A 20413-nucleotide genomic window follows, 5' to 3' on the forward strand; every position below is an offset into this window, starting at 1 on the left:
CTGGACGCACAAAATTTGAGAAGGCTCGCTTCGGCGGGCCTTTTTTGTTTTGGAGGGCCTGCTGGCTCCCACATTGCCTCCAGCACACTGCCGCTTTCCACGGACCAAGTCCGCAGGAAGCGATCGTGGGTGGGAAAGCGTCGGTGGACGATTACCGCAACGCCGCCTTGAGCGACGAGACCACTGCTGCGCTAGTTACCCGGCGAGTGTCATTGGCGAAGCCCAGACGAACTGCGGGTGCCGACGGCGCATGCGCGGCAACACTGCAGGTACTGTGCACCGCAGCCACCGGCACACGGGCCAACAGCGCACCAACGTTGTCCGGCGAGACACCCGAGCCCGGCATGATGGTCGCGCGGCCAGCGGCGACGGCATGGGCCTTTGCAATGTTCTCAACACCCTCGATCGCCGTGGCCGCCCCGCCTGACGTCAGGACCGTATCAAACCCCAACTGAATCGCTGCCTCGGTTGCCGCAGCAATATCGGGAACCAGATCAATGGCACGATGGAGGCTCAGGCTGAGCCCTGCGCTCGCCCGCACCAGTCGCGCAAGCACCTCAAGGTCCAGCGATCCATCCGGACGGGATGCGCCCAGCACCACGCCAGACAGACCCAGCGCCCGCGCATAGGCAATGTCGGCCAGCATCGAGGCCACATCAGCCTCATCGAACACGAAATCCCCGCTGCGCGGCCGGATCAGCGCGCGCACTGGAACCGGTGCGGCCGCCGCCAGCGCCATCAGGCCCGGCGTTGCCGTCAAACCGCCCTGCTCCAGCGCCGAGCACAGCTCCACCCGATCCGCACCGCCGACCACGGCAGCAGCAAGGCTCGCGGCGTCGGCGACGCAGACTTCAAGTAGGACCCGGCTCATGCTGCGCTCCCCAATGCCAACCACGCGGCCCCCAAAAGACCCGGTTCACCCGTCAATTGCGCGGGGACCACCAGCGGCCTATCGAGCCGCCGCAGTATACGCTGGCGCACCGCCACATCGATCCGCGCGATCAGGGCCGGAACATTGCCCAGCCCACCGCCAACCGGAATGATGCTGGGGCCAACAATATTGACCACCAGCGCCAGGGGGCTGGCGACCAGATCGACCATGCAATCGATTGTGCGCTCCGCCTCGGGCTCACCCGCCTCCCACGCCGCAATGATCGCCGTGCTGGGCAGGTCGCGATTGTGCAGATGCTTGTGCAGCCGCTCCATGCCCCGCGCCGCGCCGATAGAGTCGATGCACCGCACCTGACCACAGCCGCAGGCAAATTCGGGAATGGACACCGGTGGCGTGCCAGCAAAGGCCGCAGCGGCCGGGCCATGCCCCCATTCACCAGCTAAACCGCCCGTGCCGCGATGGATGGCGCCATCGACAACCATGCCACCGCCAACGCCTGTGCCCAGAATGGCGCCAAACACCACGCGATGCCCGCGCCCGGCGCCTGCCTTGGCCTCGGCGAGCACGAAGCAATCGGCGTCATTGGCCACGACGACAGGGCGTTCCAGCCGCGCGCCCAGCTCGGCATCAAGCCGCCGCTGGTCAATGCAGGGAATATTGGCGCAGGTGACGATGCCGGTTTCAGGATCGACCACCCCGGTAATGGAAATGGCCACGGCACTACCCGCTGGCGCGCCACCCTTGTCGACCAGCGCCGCAATGGCCGCGCAGAAGGCGTCAAAATCCTGCAGCGGCGTCGGCACGCGCTCAATGGGCTCGATCTCTCCCGCAGGGTTCGCAACCGCCGCCTTGATGGTCGATCCGCCAATATCGAAACAGGTAATCATCTACGTTTTCCGTCTCCAGGGCAGCGCTGCCGACCAGCACAATGCCCATGATTTTGGACGGCACACAACGCCCCTCGCGCCGCCGCCTTTCCCCGTCGATCACTCTATCGCCCCGATCACCTTTGTTTGACCCTGACGGGCAAACTCCGTGGTAAGACTCTCCGTGCAATGTGACTGGCGTTAGGAATAAGATTGCCCTGTGGTGGCGCGCGGCCGCCATTTTGGGCACACAGGAATTGCCTGCAGCGGTCGCGTCCGTTGCGGACCGGAGCTTTGCCAATGGGCATCGAGAACATCATGTATTTTGCGCTCGGCTTGCTCGCTGCAAGCCTGTTGGCGCTGATCGTGTTGCCCGCCGTGTGGAAGCGCGCCGCGCGCCTGACCAAACGCCGGATCGAAGCCGCGACGCCGATCACCATGGCCGAGTTCCGCGCTGACAAGGATCAGCTGCGCGCCCAGTTCGCACTCAATACCCGCCGCCTCGAAACCACCGTCGAAACCCTGCGCAATCGGCTGGCCGAGCAGCTGGGCAGCGTCAATCAGGATCGCAGCGATCTCGGCGCCCTGCGGGCCGAGCGTCAACAGCGCGCTGAAATCGTCGCCGAACTGGAAGCCCGGGAAGCCGAATTGCGCGCCCGCACCCAGGAGCTGGAGCGCGAAGGCACCGATCTGGCGCAGCGTCTGCGCATGCGCGATCGCGATATCGAAGTCCGAGACGAAGAACTCGAAGAGCTGCGTGACACACTGCGTGGTGGCCTGCCCAAGGGCACGGACCTGGACGGTAATACCCTCTCGGGCGACTACGAGGCTGACACTGATCGACTGGTCACCGCCCTCGCCATCGAGCGCAAGCGCGCCGCCTATCTTGAAGAGCAGGCACGCAGCCTGATCAGCCGCCTCGAAAACTCGGATCGGCGAAGCGCCGAAGCTAATGCTGCCATCGCCGAAATGCGCGAGGCCATCTCGGCTGACGCCGGCGAGCGCTATGCCAGCGCTGAAAATCTTGTGGCGGCCGAAGCCCGCATTGCCAGCGCCGAAACGCGACTGACCGAGCTGCTCGCCCAGGCCGGCCCGACACCGGACGAGGCGCCAGCAATCGACGAAGAACTCGAAAAACTACGCGCGCGCGTAGAGGGTGTTGAATCCATCATTCTGGCCGACTGGACCATGGATCAGAGCGAAGAGGGCGAACTGCGCGCCCGCCTCCACGAAATCGCTTCAAGCGTCAGCCGTCTGGTCTATGCCGCTGACACCGAGCCGCCACCGGCAGCACCGCAAGAGGAAAGCCTGTTCGATCGGGTGCAGCGCTTTGCCGATGAGGAAAGCCTGATGGCGCCCCCGCCGCCCAAGGCAACGCGGGGCACACGACGCGGCTCGGTCGCAGACCGGTTGACCGCGCTTAAGGAAATCCAGGGCCGCTAAGCCGTTATTCGGTCGCGATGACCACGCTGCGCTTGAGCGCACCGGTCGACTGGTCAAACAGCGACAGCGTGGTCACGCCATCGATCTGATAGGTCACGTTGATCGAGCCATCATTGACCGATGCGGACACAATCTGCGCGCCAGCAGGCACGCTGACGATTTCAGCCACAGCTGGAGGTGGGGCATCGCGCATCACGCGATAGACAAGCGCGAAGGCAATCGCCATAAAGCCCAGCAACAGGATGCCAATCGATATCCCAAATGAGCGGCGCGCCTTGTTGATGACGGCCTGCGCCTCAGAGGATAGCGGGGCATCCGCATTCGGGCCATTAGGCCCAGTCTCGTTAGGATCGATCATGGCCGAAAATACCGCACTAGAGTTCGAGGGCGAAGAAGTCGAAATCGTCGTCGACGCCGATTTGGCTGGTGGCCGTCTCGATGCCGTCCTGGCCAAGGCACATCCTGTGCTCAGCCGTAGCCGCCTGAAGGATCTGATCCTGGCCGGCGTGGTCGCCATCGACGGAAACACCGTCAGTGAGCCCAAATATCGCGTCACGGCGGGCGAAACAATCACTCTTGTTGCCCCACCCCCTGAAGATGCAGATCCCCTGCCCCAGGATATTCCGCTCGACATTCTCTATGAGGATGACCAGCTGATCGTCGTCAACAAGCCCGTGGGCATGGTGGTTCACCCGGCGCCCGGTTCGCCCGATGGCACTCTGGTCAATGCGCTGCTGTTCCATTGCGGCGATAGCCTGCAAGGTATCGGGGGCGTTCGCCGCCCCGGCATCGTGCATCGTCTGGACCGCGACACCTCCGGTGTCATGGTCGCTGCCAAGACCGAGACAGCCCACAAGCACCTGTCCGAACAGTTCGCCGATCATGGCCGCACCGGCCCGCTGCACCGCGCCTATATCGCCTTTGTCTGGGGCTCGACCGAAACGGCCAAGGGCATTGTCGAGGCGCCACTGGGGCGCGACCAGAACAACCGCCTCAAGCAGGCCGTGCGCAAGGATGGCCGTGAAGCCATCACCCATTACATGGTCGAAGCCCGTTTCGGTGGCGACGGCTGGGACATTACGCGCGTCCAGTGCCAGCTCGAAACCGGCCGCACTCACCAGATCCGCGTACACATGGCCTATATCGGCCACCCCCTGGTTGCCGACACCGTCTATGCCTCGGGCTACGCCACCAAGGTCAACAAGCTGCCGGACGATGTCGCCGGGCCCATTCACGCGCTTGGGCGTCAAGCCCTGCACGCCGCCGAACTTGGATTTGAACATCCGGTGACGCTCGAAGAGATGTTCTTTGAAGCGCCGCTTCCGCCTGACCTGGAAGCCCTCGAAGAAGCGCTGGAGGACTACAACAAGGCCTTCGCACGCTAGCGTGAAGGGGCCTTGCGGAACGAAGTGCATCGCATATGCATTTCTTGCGCGTGGATGCCCTTACATTCGACAAAATGCGGCATATATATCCATCGTATTCCACCGATGGTCCAATTTGGACATCGGTGAGAATATCTGCCCTTGCCGGGCGCCGGAGCGAACAGCGTAATGTTGCCGCAAGCCAGCGCCCCTAGCGTGGGGGAACACGAAAGGGGTGCATAAATGGCCCAGACCAATTTGCCAGTCCTCTCAGCCGAAGGCGGGCTGAGCCGCTATCTTCAGGAAATCCGCAAGTTCCCAATGCTGGAACCGGATGAAGAGTTCATGCTGGCCAAACGCTACAAAGAACACGAAGATCCCGGCGCCGCCCAGAAGCTCATCACCAGCCATCTGCGCCTCGTGGCGAAGATCGCCATGGGCTATCGCGGCTATGGCCTGCCCATCTCCGAAGTCATTTCGGAAGGCAATGTGGGTCTGATGCACGCCGTCAAGCGCTTCGAGCCCGATAAGGGTTTCCGCCTCGCAACCTACGCGATGTGGTGGATCCGTGCAGCCATTCAGGAATACGTGCTGCGCAGCTGGAGCCTCGTCAAGATCGGCACCACTGCTGCCCAGAAGCGTCTGTTCTTCAACCTGCGCAAGGTGAAGGGCCAGATCGCCGCTCTTGATGACGGCAATCTGCACCCCGACCAGATCAAGCAGATCGCCACCACGCTCAAGGTGACCGAGGACGACGTTGTTTCCATGAATGCGCGCCTGTCCGGTGACGCATCGCTGAACTCGCCCATGCGCGCCGACGAAGGCTCGTCTGAGTGGCAGGATTGGCTGGTGGACGACACCCCAAGCGCCGAAACCACGCTGGGTGACAGCGAAGAATACAACGAGCGCATGGGTCTGCTGAACAACGCCATGACCGTGCTCAACGAGCGTGAAAAGGCCATCTTCCAGGCGCGCCGCCTGCAGGAAAACCCTTCGACCCTCGAAGAGCTGGCCCAGCAGTATGACGTCAGCCGCGAGCGCATCCGCCAGATCGAAGTTCGTGCCTTTGAAAAGGTACAGGACGCGGTCCGGGAAGCTGCCAGCGCCGCATAAGTTGTGCTGCGAGAATTAGAAAAGGCGGGCTTTTGGCCCGCCTTTTTTGTTTTGGGGGATCGGAGTACCCCCTCCTAGCCTCCCCCTGATAGGGGGAGGAACTGGGCCGATGATTGGCGCAACATAACGCGATCTGTTCCTCCCCCTTTTTGAGGGGGAGGTTAGGTGGGGGTATTCTGCTCCACCAAATCCCACAGCCGTTCCTTGCCCAAAATCAGCAGCCAGGGCGTGTCATCCTCCGGCACGATCTCGACCAGCCCGCCGGTTCCCTCATTAGAGGTGCCAATCAGCCCGCCGGGCTCGAGCAACAGACCGTCCATGGGGTAGAGCAGCCCGCTCGAACGCTCGAAGCTGATCGGCAGCAGTGGGTGGATCGAGACGCGTTCACGCGCACCGGCGTGAAACGCAATCGGCCCCACCACGGCTAGCGCGACATCCACTTCGTCCACCAGCATCAGCTTGCGCGTCGGCGCGTATTGCAGCACGGCGCTGAGCGCGGCCAGCGTGTGATCGAGCCGTTTGCCGGTCATACCCAGCGCCAGTGTCACTGGCGCCTGGGTCGAATACAGCGCCTTTTGGAAATCTGTGGTGATCTGTTCGGGGATGTGGATGACGCGCGTGCGCTGCTCCCAACCAGCCCGATCGCTCAGCGAATCGAGATCACCAATGATGGCCGCCGGTACAAGCCCCGCTGCGCCAATGGCGTCGCCGCCACCGTCCGCACCGATCAGAACAACGCCCCGCTCAGACAGTTCGACCAACAGGCCCTGATCGACGAAACCCCCGCCCACAATGGCCATTGGCCCGTCGCATACGACCTTTTGCCCATCCGGAGCGCCGCCGGAAGTCTCTTGCACTGTCACCGATCTCTCACTAAGTCTGGGGTGTCTCGCTGGGGTGTTCCGCAGAAATGCGGAGCTGAGAGTTACCCATTGAACCTGAACCAGGTCATGCTGGCGGAGGAAGTTCGAGATGGCAAGGGCATCTCGACGCCCCGACCATTGACGCTGATCCCTTCATCCATGGCCGCAAACCATTGAAGGGAATGACTATGGTCAAATTCACTCGCATGGCACTTGCGGTCCTAACCGGACTGTTCGCTGCACCCGCTTTCGCCGAGGAAGCGCCAACCCTCACCATCTACACCTATGACGGTTTTGCCTCTGAATGGGGTCCCGGCCCCGGCCTCAAGGCTGGCTTTGAAGCCACATGTGGCGGCTGCGTCGTCAACTGGATCGCGGCCGACAGCTCGATCGGCACGCTGCGCCGCGTGCAGCTGGAGGGCGACAGCACTCCTGCCGACATCATCGTCGGCCTCGACACGGCCACTGCCGGCGAGGCTCGCGATACGGGCCTTTTCCTCGATCACGGACTTGCGCTGACCGATCTCACGCTGCCCGAGCCATGGACGGACAAGCAGTTCGTGCCGTTCGACTATGCGCACTTCGCGTTCATGTACGACACCGACAAGATCACCACACCACCCAAGTCGTTTGAGGAGTTGATCGCCGAGCCAGCCAGCTTCAAGATCGCCATTCAGGACCCACGCTCCTCCACGCCCGGCTTCGGCCTGGTTCTGTGGGTGAAGGCCGCTTATGGCGACCGCGCGCCGGAAATCTGGAAGGGCCTCAAGCCCCATATCCTGACCATTACCCGCGACTGGAGCGAGAGCTACAACCTGTTCCTGCAAGGTGAGGCCGATATGGCGCTGTCCTACACGACGTCGCCGACCTACCACATCGTCTCCGATGGCGATCACACCATCAAGGCAGCGCTGTTCGAGGAAGGCCACCTGGCCCAGACCGAAGTCGCGGGCATCCTGAAGTCTTCCAAGCACCCCGAGCTGGCCAAGCAATTCCTCGCTTACCTCACCTCGACGGCTGGCCAAAAGATCATCCCGACCACCAACTGGATGTTGCCGGTCATCGACCTCGGCGCAGACCTCGACGCATCGTTCGAGGGCCTGCCACAGCCGACCAAGACCCTGACCATCACCGATGCCGACATCAAGGCGCATGGGCAGGACTGGATCGACGAAATGCTGGCTGCGGTGCAGTAGGCTTTCGTGGCACACCCCCTCAATACATCCCTCCCGCAGCGGCCATTGCGCGTCGCTGCGGGAACCGGACTGGCCATCGCCATCGCCGCGCTGATCGCACTGGTGCTCTGGGCCATTCTCGACGCGGCGACCGGGGCAACCGGGCGTCCCAGTCGCATCGATATCCCCCATTTGCTGCGCATGACCTCCATTCAGGCGGGGCTGACCACGGTCATTTCGCTGGCCGTGGGCATGGCGCTCGCCTGGGCGCTCAATCGCCTGCGCTTCCCGGGCCGCGACCTTATCGTCGGCCTCTTTGCCTCCGCCATCGTCACGCCAGGCATGGTCGTGGCCTTTGGCATGCTCTCGATCTGGGGCCGCAACGGCTGGATCAACCAGACCAGCGAGGCCCTGTTCGGCGTCTCCATCGGCAATCCGGCCTTTGGCCTTTCGGGCATCCTGTTTGCCCACGTCATTCTCGATGGCGCCTTTGCCGCCCGCATCATGCTGGCGCGGCTCGACGCCATTCCGCAGCCTCGCCTCAAGACCGGCCAATCGCTTGACCTCACCGCCTGGCAGCGCTTTTCCATCATCGACTGGCCCGCCCTGCGCGGCACCGTGCCGGGGCTGGCGGCGATCATCTTCCTGCTCGCCTTCACCAGCTTTCCCATCGTGCTGCTGCTGGGCGGCGGCCCCGCCAATCAGACGCTGGAAGTCGCGATCTACGCAGCGGTGCGGCAGGACTTCGATCTCGTGGGCGCGGTGCGTCTCGCCCTGACGCAAATCGCCGTGTGCGCACTGGTCATTTCGGCTGCGTCTGCGCTTGCTCCCATTCCAACCAGCCTGGGACCATCCATCGCCCCAAAATGGAGCGACCGCCTTGGCGCCAGCATCGTCCAATGGATTGTTCTGGTGCTTTGCACTATCGGCTTTGTCCTGCCACTGGCCTCCGTCTTGTTCGACGGGCTGCTGAACGGTCTTGGGCGCGTTCTCAGCCAACCTGCCTTCTGGTGGGCAACTCTCAGCAGCCTGTTGATCGGCTCTGCCTCTGCCTTGCTGACGCTGGTGTTCGCCCTGCTGCTCGCTATGGGACGCGGCGCCACCGCCAATGGGGTAGCCCGGACGATGTTGGGCATTCCCGCCTATGCCTATCTCGCCGTGCCCGCCGTGGTGCTGTCGCTCGGCTTCTTCCTACTGGTCCGCGACGCGGGCGTGTCTACCTCTATCGCTGCACCGTTCGTGGTGGTGGTGGCCAATAGCCTGCTCGCCCTGCCTTTTGCCATGGCGACACTTGGTCCGCCACTGGAAGCCATCGCCCGCACGCGCGGCAAGCTGATCCGCTCGCTCGGGATCTCCGGCTGGCGGCAGTTTTCGCTGATTGAGTATCCGCTGCTCGGCAAGGATATCGGCGTGATGCTGGCGCTGGCCTTCTGCTTCTCGCTGGGTGACCTCGGCGTCATCGCGCTGTTCGGCACGCAGGATTTCCAGACCCTGCCGCTGATGATGTTCCGCGCGCTCGGCGCCTATCGCACCAATGATGCTGCCGCCATCGCCGCGCTGCTGCTGATCGGCACCATTGTGGTGTTTGTCGGCCTCCCCCGCCTTATCGAAAGAATAGCCCATGCTGTCCGTTGAACGCCTGACCTACGCTCATCCTGGCCAGACCGGCAGCTACGAGTTTTCGCTGACGGCTGCGCCGGGCGAGATCACCGCCATTTCCGGCGCCAGCGGCTCCGGTAAATCCACGCTACTCGATTTGATCGCGGGATTTCTCAAGCCTGTTGCGGGCAGCCTGACGCTCGATGGGACCAACTTGCTGCCCTTGCCACCGGAGCAGCGGCCAGTGTCACTGCTGCTGCAGTCCGAAAGCCTCTTTGAGCATCTGACCGCTACTCGCAACGTCGCTCTGGGCCTGCCGCCGGAAACCAGGAAGCCTGAGGTTAGCCAGCGCGTCGCGTCGGCGCTGGCGGAAGTTGGCCTGCACACTGTTGGGGATCAGACGGCGTCGACCCTCTCGGGTGGCCAGAAGCAGCGCGTGGCGCTGGCGCGGACGCTGTTACGGGATCGTCCGATCTTGCTGCTGGATGAACCGTTTTCGGCACTCGATGACGAGACGCGGGGCACGATCCGCGAGCTGGTGCGCACGCTGACCATTCAGCATGGCTGGCACACGCTGCTGGTGACGCACCATGCCGATGATGTCGAGGCTTTGGCCAGCCGACGGTATCGGCTGGCAGATGGGCGATTGGTCGAGGGCTGATCGCCGCCTGTTACCAGGCAGCGAAGGCCTTATCGAACAGAGCCTGCGCTGCCTCATCCTTTTCGAGGGTGATGATGGCGTTGCGGCCTGTGCCGTAGACAACGGCCAGATCCATCCACTTGCGGTTCTCAAGCAGGCCCTTGTTGGTCGTGACATCGGCAGGGGATGCACTGAGCGCAAAGAGGAACGAGTTCCCCACCACGCGCGCCGACGCACCCACCAGAGGCGTGCCCGGAACCAGTTCCTGATCCTTGAGCAACACCCCGGGCAGATTGGCGATGGACCCGCCAATGAAAGTGTCGCTGACCTGGAAGTCGACTTCCATCAGATGGCTGGCCGGAAGGCTCGGATCAGAATTCTTGCGAATGGTGATGGTCACGCCCAGATTACGCGCCGGAATGCTGGCCTTGCCGACAAGGGTCGGCAGACCGACATCGTCAACGCCGGAGGTCCAGTCGACGGTCCCTGAGAAGGGCACTGCGCCCGTGCGGCCATCGGCAGACGCCTCAAGCAGCAGCGACTGGCTGCCGGCAAGCACGGCCGGATCAACCGAGGACGCCAGATCGTTGGCCGCAGCCGTCGAGGCAGCTTCGCCGGGCAGGCGTTCCTCCCCCTTCACTTCATCGCCACCAAGACTTGGCAGCGTGGCTTCGGTGCCATTGGGCACAACCGGCACTGGCGTTGGCACGAGGCGATCGTCGCCCTCAAGACCTTCAAGCGCACTCGTTGGCTCGGTTGCAGTCGTGGTCGCGGTATTACCGGGGCCCGCAGCAATGTCACCATCCTGCCCCGGCAATGCCGCAGCAGGTGCGTTCGCATCCGGTTGAGTGGCAACTTCGGTTGTGGTGGTCTGCGCCTGGCCAAACATCTGGTCGAGATCGACATAGCCTTCGCGCCAGGCCCAGAAGCCCGCGCCACCGGCACCAGCCAAAAGCACTGCAAACACGATGAGGAAAATCGTTAGCCCAGCGCCGGAGCGCGGCGTGCTCGACACGGCGACAAAGCCGGAATCGTCGTCGGACGCGTCGGTCTGCGCTTGCGCGAATTCGCTATAGGGACGCTCGGGTAGAGTTGCCGTCGGTTCGCCCCGTGCCTCACGATCCAGCGTTTCGATAGCGCGTTCGATCGCGCCTTCTGCTTCGCTGGTGTCGGGCTGTTCTGCGACGACGGGCTCAACCTCAACCTCGCGCACGCTCGAAAGCGCGGCTTCAACCGGGGTCGGATCGGCAACCAGCAGCGGCTCGATGGCCTGCTGGCGGGCTACTGCCTGATTGCCAAGCGATGGCTCAATCCGGCTCGACGCGCGGGTGGGCTCGACACTGGCATTGGCAGCAAATGGAATTGGTTCGCGGCGCGGCTCAAAGCTTGGCGCCTTCAGCGGCGTCTCGACAGGATGCAGGTTAATGGCCGGCGGGATCGCCGAGCTGGGCCCGCTCTTGCCCGCCTCAGCACGCGAAACCAGACCAGGGAATGGCTTGGCATCGAACGCGAGAGGCTCTGCCTGCTCATCGGCCACCGCAGTGACCTTGACGTTGCCGGCAGCAGCAGCCTGGGAAATGATGTCCTCGATCGAGGTCACATCTTTCGGCTCTGGCGCGGCGGCCTCAGGCTCTGGCTCAACTTCAGCAACGGGTTCCGGTAGTGGCGCCGGAATGGGTTCGGGCTCCACTCTGACTTCGGGCTCAGGGGCTGGCTTGGCAACAACTGGGGCAGCAGGGGGCACCGGCGCCGGACGCGGCACGGGAATATGAGGCGGTACGGGATTTGCCGAGGTTGGCACCCGTGGCGCAAGGGCACTTTCGCGCCCAAGCGAGATCACGGCTTCGCTGGCTTCCTGTTCGACCTGACGAATACAGTCTTCGAGCTGAAGGCGATGCTGGGTAATGTCACGCGCCGGTAGCGGGGGCGTGATGGCGCGCAACTGTCCGACCAAAGCCGAACGCGCCTTCTCATAAACCGCACGGCGTGCGGCCCCGTTATTCTCCGGAAGCGCCGAGATTGCCCGGCGCAACAGCTCCTTGTAGTCCGCCATTGGTTACTTGGTACTCACAATTGCAGCGACGTCTTGTATCAAAAATTATCAGTCTTGGAATGGGTCAACGACAAGGATCGTATCCAGTCGTTCCGGGCTGGTCGATAGCATAGCAACCGGCGCACCAATCTGCTCTTCGATAAACCGGACATATTTGATGGCCTGAGCGGGCAATTCGGCCCAGCTGCGGGCGCCCGCAGTGGTTTCCGACCAGCCCTCAAGTGTCTCGTATATCGGCTTAACGCGGGCTTGCGCCCCCATTGAGGCAGGCAAATAATCAATTCGTGATCCGTCAAGCTCATAGCCGACGCACACTTTGATTTCCTTGAGGCCATCAAGAACGTCGAGCTTGGTCAGAGCGATGCCTGTAATACCGGACGTCTTGACCGTCTGGCGCACCAGAACAGCATCGAACCAGCCGCAGCGGCGCGGACGACCGGTATTGACGCCCACTTCGCGACCGACAACCGCAAGATGCTTGCCGATCTCGTCGTCGAGCTCGCAGGGGAACGGACCTTCGCCAACACGGGTCGTATAGGCCTTGGTGATGCCCAGCACGTAGCCAATGGCGGTTGGGCCAAGGCCCGAACCAGCGGCAGCCTGGCCGGCAACGGTGTTCGACGACGTAACGAACGGATAAGTGCCGTGGTCATTGTCGAGCAATGCGCCCTGCGCACCTTCGAACAGGATGCGCGCGCCAGCCTTGCGCTTGTCGTCCAGCACCTGCCAGACCTGATCCATGAAGGGCAAGATTTCGGCAGCAACCGAAGTCAGCTCATCATAGATGACCTGTGCTTCGATTTCTGGAAGGCCCATGCCGCGACGCAGCGCATTGTGGTGGCCCAGCAGACGCTCGATCTTGACCATCAGCGTATCGGGTTCGGACAGGTCGATCAGGCGGATGGCGCGACGGCCAACCTTGTCTTCATAGGCCGGACCGATACCACGCTTGGTGGTGCCGATCTTGAGGCCGGAATTGGAATCTTCGCGGATCGCGTCCAGCTCACGATGGAGCGACAGGATCAACGGTGCATTGTCAGCAATGCGCAGGATCTCCGGAGTGATGGTGACACCCTGGGCGCGCAGCTTGGCCATTTCGGCCACGAAGTGGTGTGGATCAACGACAACGCCGTTGCCAATCACGCTCAGCTTGCCCTGAACCAGACCCGAAGGCAGCAAAGCCAGCTTGTAGCTGACACCGTCAATGACCAGGGTATGGCCGGCATTGTGGCCCCCGTGATAGCGCACCACGACATCGGCGCGCTCGCTCAGCCAATCGACGATCTTGCCCTTGCCCTCGTCGCCCCACTGCGAGCCGACGACAACCACATTAGCCATTGAATTTCCACTCCAGGATAGGCGCGACATAAAGGGCCCTGACGTCTACCGTCATACCCTTCTCCAATTAGGACGTCTGCTCCCCGATCGCCTTTGTAACAGTTTAAGGGCGGCCGAATAACTGATAGGTCCGACTGTCCTTACATCACCCGAGCCACGATGACAAAGCCGCACCGAACCGAAAATCGCGGCATTTACGCCCGCCTGCTCAATCAGCCTTACTTACTGCTCATTCTGGCCCCCCTGTTCTGGGGCGGAAACAGCGTGGCGGCCAAATTGGTGATCGGAGAAATCGATCCCTTCCTGCTACTGGCCGCGCGTTGCGTGGGCGCAACGCTGTTCATCTTGCCCTTCGCCTGGCCACATTTGCGCGGCGATTGGCCCGCAATCCGGCGGAATTTACCGCTTCTGCTGGCCTGCGGCGCGGTGGGCTATGCCCTCTTCAATGTGCTGCTTTATATCGGGCTGAAGACCACGACGGTGGCCAATTCATCGATCGAGCAGGCTGCCCTGCCGATGATGATCCTAGCCGCCAATTTTGTGATTTTCCGCGTCCGCGCCCGCGCGCTGCAGATTGTCGGCGTTCTCGTCGCCATTGCCGGGGTGATTTTGACCGCCACGCATGGCGATCTCGGGCGGCTTTTGACGCTCGATGTCAATATCGGCGACCTCTTTGTGATTCTCGCCTGCTTTGCTTATACCGGCTACACGCTGGCGCTGCGCTTCCGCCCGAAAATGCATCTGATGAGTTTCCTTGCCGTGGCCTTTCTCGGCGCGGCCCTGACCGGCGTGCTGATGCTCGCGCTGTTCGGCGGCGGCATCGGCGAATTCGCCAAGCTGGGCAGCATGTCGCCGATGGTGTGGGGTGTGCTCCTATATGTGATGACCTTCCCCTCCATGGTCAGCCAGGTGTGTTACGCGCGCGGCGTTGAACTGCTCGGCGCCAACCGCGCAGCGCCCAGCCACAATCTCATTCCGGTATTTGGTACACTCGGCTCCGTCCTCATTTTGGGCGAACGCCTCGAGCTCTACCATTACCTCGCCGCCCTGCTGATCATCGGCGGCATCGTGCTGGCCGAATGGGCCGCGCGACGGCACGCGCAGTAATCTCGAACAGCATCGGGACGAGCCCCCTCACCTCTTGAAGGATCACAGCATTGCCCAGCCCAGCCGATTTTCTTGGGGATCTGACCCAGATCGTCTCGCGCTATCTCAGCGAGGATGCGACGTCGCGCGAAATGCTGTCGCTGCTCCGCTGGCAGATTGGCGAGGGACATGCCCTCGATCAGCGCACGACACTGCCGGGCCACCTGACCACCAGCGCCTTCATTGTCGCCCCGGACCATAGCCAAATTCTGCTGATCGACCACATCACCATCGGCCGCTGGCTGCAGCCCGGCGGACACTACGAACCGGCGGAGCACTTCTATCAGTCCGCGGCGCGCGAGGCCGTGGAAGAGACCGGCGTCACCGGACTGACATTGCACCCCTGGCATCTGGGGCAGGACCGCCCCTTCGTCATCGACAGCCACGACGTGCCCGGCAAGCCCTCGCGCAATGAGCCACCGCACATCCATCACGACCTGCAATATCTGTTCGTCGCCGATCCCAGCGCACCATTGGTGCATCAGGCCGAAGAAGTGCACGCGGCCAAGTGGACGCCGATTGCGGCGCTGGACGAGATCTCCCCCAAGGGCGCCGCACGCCTTAAGACGCTTCGCTAAAGAAAAAGGCCGGTGGATGATCCACCGGCCTTTCGTGTCTTGTATTTGGTCTTCCTTAGAAGCGCAGGGCCTTGGCCTGCTTGACGCCCTCGAGCGCAGCAATCTCGCCCAGCTGTGCGTCGGTCAGGGTGCCATCGATAGACACCAGAGCGATAGCATCGGCGCCGACATCGGCACGGCCGAGGTTGAAGTTGGCGATGTTGATGCCCAGCGTGCCGAGCAGCGTGCCCAGACGGCCGATATGACCTGGCTTGTCCTCGTTGGTGACGTACAGCATGGATGGCGACAACTCGGCTTCCATGTTGATGTCCTTGACCTGGATGATGCGCGGCTTGCCATTGGCAAACAGCGTACCGGCCACAGCACGCTCCTGACGCTCGGTGATCAGGGTGATGCGGATATAGCCCTCGTAGGCGCCCTGACGGTCGCGATTGGTCGTCTCGACCGTGATCCCACGATCCTTGGCGATCTGCGGCGCCGAGACCATGTTGATGTCACCCAGCGATGGCTTGAGCACGCCATTGATGGCGGCCGCGATCATCGGCTTGGTGTTGAGCTGGGCAACATTGCCCTCGAACTCGATCTTGATGCCCTTGATCGCCGTTTCGGTCAGCTGACCGGCAAACGAACCCAGCGTCTCGGCCAGCTTGACCCATGGGGTCAGGAGCGGCGCTTCTTCAGCCGAGATCGATGGGAAGTTCAGCGCATTGGTGATCTCGCCGCTCATCAGATAGGCCGAAATCTGCTCTGCCACCTGCAGCGCCACGTTTTCCTGCGCTTCAGTCGTTGCGGCGCCAAGGTGCGGCGTGCAGATGACGTTTGGCAGCTCGAACAGTGGATTGTTCTGGGCAGGCTCTTCAAGGAACACGTCGAGCGCCGCGCCAGCAACCTGACCGGACTTGAGCGCATCATAGAGCGCAGCTTCATCGATCAGACCGCCACGGGCGCAGTTGATGATTCGAACGCCCTTCTTGGTCTTGGCGAGGGCTTCAGCGCTGAGGATATTGCGGGTCGCGTCGATCAGCGGCGTGTGCAGCGTGATGAAATCGGCACGCGCCAGCAGCTCGTCCAGCTCGACCTTTTCGACGCCCATGGTCTGGGCGCGCTCAGGGCTCAGGAATGGATCAAACGCGATGACTTTCATGCGCAGGCCCAATGCACGATCAGCAACGATCGAGCCGATATTGCCAGCGCCGATCAGACCGAGCGTCTTGTTGGTGACTTCCACACCCATGAAGCGGTTCTTTTCCCACTTCGAGGCACGGGTGGAGGCGTCGGCCTCTGGCAGCTGGCGGGCTAGCGCCATCATCAGTGCAATGGCGTGCTCGGCGGTCGTGATCGAATTGCCGAATGGCGTATTCATCACGATGATGCCCTTCTTGGTGGCAGCCGGAATGTCGACATTGTCGACGCCGATGCCAGCGCGGCCAATCACCTTAAGGTTGGTTGCGGCCGAAATGATCTTTTCGGTGACCTTGGACGCCGAACGGATCGCCAGACCATCATACTGGCCAATGACTTCGAACAGCTTGTCCTTATCCTTGCCCAGATCGGGCAGGTAATCCACTTCGACGCCATTGTCCTTGAAGATCTGGACGGCGGTTGGGCTGAGCTTGTCGGAAACGAGAACCTTAGGCATGGGAATTCCCTGATCTTGATTGCGGGAGCAGGCGCTGAGCCTGCGGGCCCACATGAATGAGATAACTCACCGATCCATCCGCCTCGTCACCACCCGGCTTGTCCGGATGGTCCATGGATTGCCCGGACAAGCCGGGCAATGACGGTTCAAAATGGGTCGGCGACGGTTGGAAAACGCCTTAGGCGGCGAGAACCGCGGCCTTTTCTTCGGCAAACGCAAAATCCAGCCAAGGCGTCAGCGCCTCGAGATTTGCTGCATCGATGGTCGAACCGGCCCAGATGCGCAGACCCGACGGTGCGTCCTTATAGGCGCCGATGTCATAGGCAACGCCAGCCTTGTCGAGGCGGGCAACGATGGCCTTGGCAAATGCGGCCTGCTTGTCGGCATCGAGCGCGGCAATGGCCGGATCAACGATGGACAGGCACACCGAGGTATTCGAGCGGAACGCAGCGTCCTTGGCGAGGAAGTCTACCCAATCAGTGCGCGCGACCCAATCGGCCAGCACCTTGAAATTGGCGTCGGCACGGCCCTGCAGGGCCTTGAGACCACCCTGCTGCAGGCCCCATTCCATAGCGTCGACAGCGTCTTCGATGCACAGCATCGATGGCGTGTTGATGGTCGCTGCCTCGAACACTTCCTGCAGCAGCTTGCCGCCCTTGGTCAGGCGGAAAATCTTGGGCAATGGGCGATCAGGCTTGAAGCTCTCGAGACGTTCGACAGCGCGTGGCGACAGGATCAGCACGCCATGCGCGCCCTCGCCACCCAGCGCCTTCTGCCAGGAGAAGGTCACCACATCGAGCTTGGCAAAATCGAGGTCCTGCGCAAAGGCAGCCGAGGTTGCGTCGGCAATGGTCAGGCCCTGGCGGTCAGCCGGGATCCAGTCCGCATTGGGAACGCGCACGCCCGAGGTCGTGCCATTCCAGGTGAACACCACGTCGCGGTTGAAATCGACCTGGGCCAGATCTGGCAGCTCGCCATAAGGCGCCTTGAGGATGCGGACATCGTCGAGCTTGAGCTGTTTGGTCACATCGGTGACCCAGCCTTCGCCAAAGCTTTCCCAGGCGAGCATATCGACGCCACGGGCACCCAGCGCCGACCACAGGAACATTTCCACTGCGCCGGTATCGGACGCAGGCACAATGCCGATGCGGTAGTCTGCTGGAACTTCAAGCAGCTCGCGGGTCAGATCGATGGCGCGCTGAATGCGGGCCTTGCCGGGCTTGGAGCGGTGCGAACGACCGACCAGCGCATTGGCAAGCGCTTCAACCGTCCAGCCAGGACGCTTGGCACATGGGCCCGACGAGAAATTTGGATTAGCCGGCTTCACCGCCGGTGCGGTATGGGGCATCTCAGCCATCTTCAGCGACCCTCCCAGGTCTATGCGCCTCGCGTTAGGGCGAGGTGTCCTGAGACAAGCTAGTAGCGAAAACCAGAAAACCGCGCAAGACAATTGCGGAAGTTTCCAACTCAATCTTTCGACTGACGCCGGAGGGTCGTCTTCGCCTTGAAATCATCGCCTTGGCCCCCCCAAGAGCGCGCAATTTCCCTTGGATTGCGCGGCGCCCGGTTGATTTGCCGCTCAAATGCGGGCACCACGTTCCGCCAAGGCGGTCTCGCGCCGATCCTGATCCCCCCAATGGCATCCACCACGTCGCGCAGCCGCGACGGCGGCAACGCCATAACCGAAAGAAAAACCATGAAGGTCATCTTCGACACCGATCCCGGCATCGACGACGCCATGGCCCTGCTCTACCTGAGCAAGCTGCCAGAGATCGATCTGCTGGGCATCACCACCGTGGTGGGCAATGCCAACATTGAAACCACCACGCGCAATGCCCTGTTCCTGCGTCAGCAGTTCGGCCTGACCGCACCTGTCATTCGTGGCGCCGGGGAAACTCTCGACGGCGTCGTCAAGCCAGAGCCCGTTGCGGTGCATGGCGACAATGGTCTGGGCAATATCGACATTCCTGCCGTGGACGAAAGCGGCCTGCTGGCTGGTACGGCCAGCCAGTTCATCATCGACACGCTGCGCGCTAATCCAGGCGAAGTGACGATCATCGCCGTCGGTCGCATGACCAATCTGGCGCTGGCCCTGCGTCAGGACCCTGAAATCGCCAAGCTGGCGCGCCAGGTGGTGATCATGGGCGGCGCTTTCGGCTATCAGGGCCGCAGCGGCAACATCACCCCCGCCTCCGAAGCCAATATCCATGGCGACCCCGTGGCCGCGGACGAGATCTTCGCTGCCGCATGGCCCGTAGTCGTGGTCGGCCTCGACGTCACTCACGACATCATCCTCGACACCGACTATCTGGCCGCGTTGGCTGCCGAAGTCGGCGAGAATGGCGAATTGCTGCGCCAGATGTCGGATCACTATGCCGAGTTCTACAACAACGTGATGGGCATTGCGGGTGTGGTCGGCCACGATCTGCTGGCCGTGACCTATGTGCTCAAGCCAGAATGGTTTGAGACCCGCGACGGCCCTATCCGCGTCGTCTGCGACGGCATTGCGGTTGGCCAGACCATCCAGATGCCAGCCAGCCGCGTCGGTGGGCACCCGGACTGGGCCGAACGCCCGGCCCAAAAGATCTGCATCGGCGTCAACAGCACGGCCGCGCTCGATCACTACCGCCAGACCGTGGCGGCCTGATCCCCAAACAAAAACAGCCGGCGCGAGCCGGCTGTTCTCTTTGTGAGACGTGATTGAAGCTTAGAACACGCTGTCTGCGTTGATGAAGCGAACGACGTTCTCATTGGTGATGATCGGCGACGGCAGCGCGGTATCCTTGGGCGCCGAAGCACCAGCCAGAATGGCCATCAGACGATTGAAGCCAGCACGACCGATCTGGTCGGCACTGTTGAGCCCGGTCGCGCCGTAATTGCTGCCCTCACGGGCGATTTCGGCCAGAGCGCCAGCTTCACCATCAACCGAGGCGATGAAGATGCTGTCGGAAAGACCAGCGTCGGCGATGGCCTTCTGAGCGCCCAGGCACATCGAGTCGTTTTCGCAGAACACTGCCGAGATATCGGTTTCCTTGGACAGCATGTCTTCCATCTGGCGGAAGCCGCCATCGGCGCTCCAGTCACCCCAGCCGGGTGCGACCACAGCGGTCAGATTGGCGGCTGCTAGCTTGGCGCTGACGCCGTCGGAGCGGTTGGAGCCGATGGTGTTGTCGGCCGGGCCGCCGCGGATGATGACGACCTTGCCGGCGCCATCGAGGCGATTGACGATGTAGTCGCCAATACCTTCGCCGATGGCGCGGTTATCCGGGCCAACCCAGCTGGTGTAGTCACCGCCCTTGAGCAGACGATCGACCATGACCACCGGCACGCCCGCTTCGGCAATGGCTTCGAGCGCAGCGGGTGCAGCTTCGATGAACGCACCGGAAACGATCAGACCCTTGACGCCCTGGTTGAGCAGATCATCGACGTCCGAGGTCAGCTTGGCGACGTCGCCATCGGCATCGGTGGAGAGCAGGCGAACGTTGGAATAGGTCTTGGCCTCATCCTTGACCGCCGCATCCATGCCCACGAAGTAGGCACAGCACAGCGACAGGTTGACCACACCAATCTTGATCTCTTCCTGTGCGCGCAGGGCGCCCGATCCAAGCATGGCCGTTGCGAAGACTGCTGCCCCCAGCAGGTTCCGTGTCGTCTTGGTATTCATGGTTCTTCTCCCTTTGGTGCGCGGCCCTTTATGGGTTCCG

General features: G+C 62.3%; 18 protein-coding genes and 1 riboswitch. Of the genes, 9 read left to right on the forward strand and 9 right to left on the reverse strand.

Annotation, left to right across the window (positions count from 1 at the left end; all coding sequences use genetic code 11):
* Nucleotides 1-151 precede the first annotated feature (151 nt).
* Complete coding sequence (locus WH87_RS01740; RefSeq protein WP_046140092.1) at nt 152-871, reverse strand: copper homeostasis protein CutC; 720 nt, start codon at nt 869-871, stop codon at nt 152-154.
* Nucleotides 868-1779 carry an ROK family protein gene (locus WH87_RS01745; RefSeq protein ID WP_046140091.1) on the reverse strand — a complete coding sequence of 304 codons (912 nt, stop codon included), beginning with the start codon at nt 1777-1779 and terminating at the stop codon, nt 868-870. The genes WH87_RS01740 and WH87_RS01745 overlap by 4 nt, the downstream gene beginning before the upstream one ends.
* Before the next feature lie 279 nt (nt 1780-2058).
* Between WH87_RS01745 and WH87_RS18730 the strand changes: the two genes are divergently transcribed.
* Complete coding sequence (locus WH87_RS18730; RefSeq protein WP_052726561.1) at nt 2059-3201, forward strand: coiled-coil domain-containing protein; 1143 nt, start codon at nt 2059-2061, stop codon at nt 3199-3201.
* A gap of 4 nt (nt 3202-3205) precedes the next feature.
* On the opposite strand, the gene WH87_RS01755 is transcribed toward WH87_RS18730, so the two are convergent.
* Nucleotides 3206-3559: a DUF6476 family protein gene (locus WH87_RS01755; protein WP_046140090.1), complete on the reverse strand. Its 354-nt coding sequence runs from the start codon at nt 3557-3559 to the stop codon at nt 3206-3208.
* On the opposite strand from WH87_RS01755, the gene WH87_RS01760 reads away from it, so the two are divergent.
* Complete coding sequence (locus WH87_RS01760) at nt 3558-4586, forward strand: RluA family pseudouridine synthase (RefSeq protein WP_046140089.1); 1029 nt, start codon at nt 3558-3560, stop codon at nt 4584-4586. The two genes, WH87_RS01755 and WH87_RS01760, sit on opposite strands and share 2 nt — an antisense overlap.
* 222 nt (nt 4587-4808) lie before the next feature.
* Nucleotides 4809-5678, forward strand: coding sequence for an RNA polymerase sigma factor RpoH (gene rpoH, locus WH87_RS01765; RefSeq protein WP_046140088.1), 870 nt, complete (start codon nt 4809-4811; stop codon nt 5676-5678).
* Nucleotides 5679-5839: 161 nt separating this feature from the next.
* Here the strand turns inward: rpoH and WH87_RS01770 are convergent, their stop codons facing one another.
* The gene (locus tag WH87_RS01770; protein WP_156167917.1) at nt 5840-6535 is read right to left on the reverse strand and encodes a thiamine diphosphokinase; all 696 of its coding nucleotides are present in this window, start codon (nt 6533-6535) and stop codon (nt 5840-5842) included.
* Nucleotides 6536-6561: 26 nt separating this feature from the next.
* A riboswitch (TPP riboswitch) is annotated at nt 6562-6662 on the forward strand.
* 67 nt (nt 6663-6729) lie between these two features.
* Here WH87_RS01770 and thiB point away from each other — a divergent pair.
* Genes thiB through WH87_RS01785 form a run of 3 tightly spaced genes read left to right on the forward strand, consistent with a single transcriptional unit; the run spans nt 6730 to nt 9976 of the window.
* Nucleotides 6730-7737, forward strand: a complete 1008-nt coding sequence (thiB, locus tag WH87_RS01775; protein WP_197410699.1) for a thiamine ABC transporter substrate binding subunit — start codon at nt 6730-6732, stop codon at nt 7735-7737.
* A 45-nt stretch (nt 7738-7782) separates the two neighbouring features.
* On the forward strand, nt 7783-9351 hold the full coding sequence (locus WH87_RS01780; protein WP_046140086.1) for an ABC transporter permease family protein: 1569 nt from the start codon (nt 7783-7785) through the stop codon (nt 9349-9351).
* The gene (locus WH87_RS01785; protein ID WP_046140085.1) at nt 9338-9976 is read left to right on the forward strand and encodes an ATP-binding cassette domain-containing protein; all 639 of its coding nucleotides are present in this window, start codon (nt 9338-9340) and stop codon (nt 9974-9976) included. The genes WH87_RS01780 and WH87_RS01785 overlap by 14 nt, the downstream gene beginning before the upstream one ends.
* Nucleotides 9977-9986: 10 nt before the next feature.
* Here WH87_RS01785 and WH87_RS01790 read toward each other — a convergent pair whose 3' ends face one another.
* Together WH87_RS01790 and WH87_RS01795 are read right to left on the reverse strand one after the other, a co-directional pair.
* Nucleotides 9987-12008, reverse strand: a complete 2022-nt coding sequence (locus WH87_RS01790) for a hypothetical protein (protein ID WP_046140084.1) — start codon at nt 12006-12008, stop codon at nt 9987-9989.
* A 48-nt stretch (nt 12009-12056) separates the two neighbouring features.
* Complete coding sequence (locus WH87_RS01795; protein ID WP_046140083.1) at nt 12057-13346, reverse strand: adenylosuccinate synthase; 1290 nt, start codon at nt 13344-13346, stop codon at nt 12057-12059.
* Nucleotides 13347-13505: 159 nt separating this feature from the next.
* On the opposite strand from WH87_RS01795, the gene WH87_RS01800 reads away from it, so the two are divergent.
* Both WH87_RS01800 and WH87_RS01805 read left to right on the forward strand, forming a co-directional pair.
* A complete protein-coding gene (locus WH87_RS01800; RefSeq protein ID WP_046140082.1) occupies nt 13506-14453 on the forward strand; it encodes a DMT family transporter in 948 nt (315 codons plus the stop codon).
* Nucleotides 14454-14503: 50 nt separating this feature from the next.
* A complete protein-coding gene (locus tag WH87_RS01805; RefSeq protein WP_052726560.1) occupies nt 14504-15070 on the forward strand; it encodes an NUDIX hydrolase in 567 nt (188 codons plus the stop codon).
* Nucleotides 15071-15125: 55 nt separating this feature from the next.
* On the opposite strand, the gene serA is transcribed toward WH87_RS01805, so the two are convergent.
* Both serA and WH87_RS01815 read right to left on the reverse strand, forming a co-directional pair.
* Entirely contained in the window at nt 15126-16709 is a 1584-nt protein-coding gene (gene serA / locus WH87_RS01810) for a phosphoglycerate dehydrogenase (protein ID WP_046140080.1), read from the reverse strand.
* A 178-nt stretch (nt 16710-16887) separates the two neighbouring features.
* A complete protein-coding gene (locus WH87_RS01815; protein WP_046140079.1) occupies nt 16888-18057 on the reverse strand; it encodes a phosphoserine transaminase in 1170 nt (389 codons plus the stop codon).
* A gap of 348 nt (nt 18058-18405) precedes the next feature.
* On the opposite strand from WH87_RS01815, the gene WH87_RS01820 reads away from it, so the two are divergent.
* Nucleotides 18406-19356, forward strand: coding sequence for a nucleoside hydrolase (locus WH87_RS01820; RefSeq protein WP_046140171.1), 951 nt, complete (start codon nt 18406-18408; stop codon nt 19354-19356).
* 60 nt (nt 19357-19416) lie between these two features.
* Here WH87_RS01820 and WH87_RS01825 read toward each other — a convergent pair whose 3' ends face one another.
* Nucleotides 19417-20373, reverse strand: coding sequence for a substrate-binding domain-containing protein (locus tag WH87_RS01825; protein WP_052726559.1), 957 nt, complete (start codon nt 20371-20373; stop codon nt 19417-19419).
* Nucleotides 20374-20413 lie beyond the last annotated feature (40 nt).

It is taken from the genome of Devosia epidermidihirudinis, from assembly GCF_000971295.1.
In the GTDB taxonomy this organism is placed as follows: Bacteria; Pseudomonadota; Alphaproteobacteria; order Rhizobiales; family Devosiaceae; genus Devosia; species Devosia epidermidihirudinis.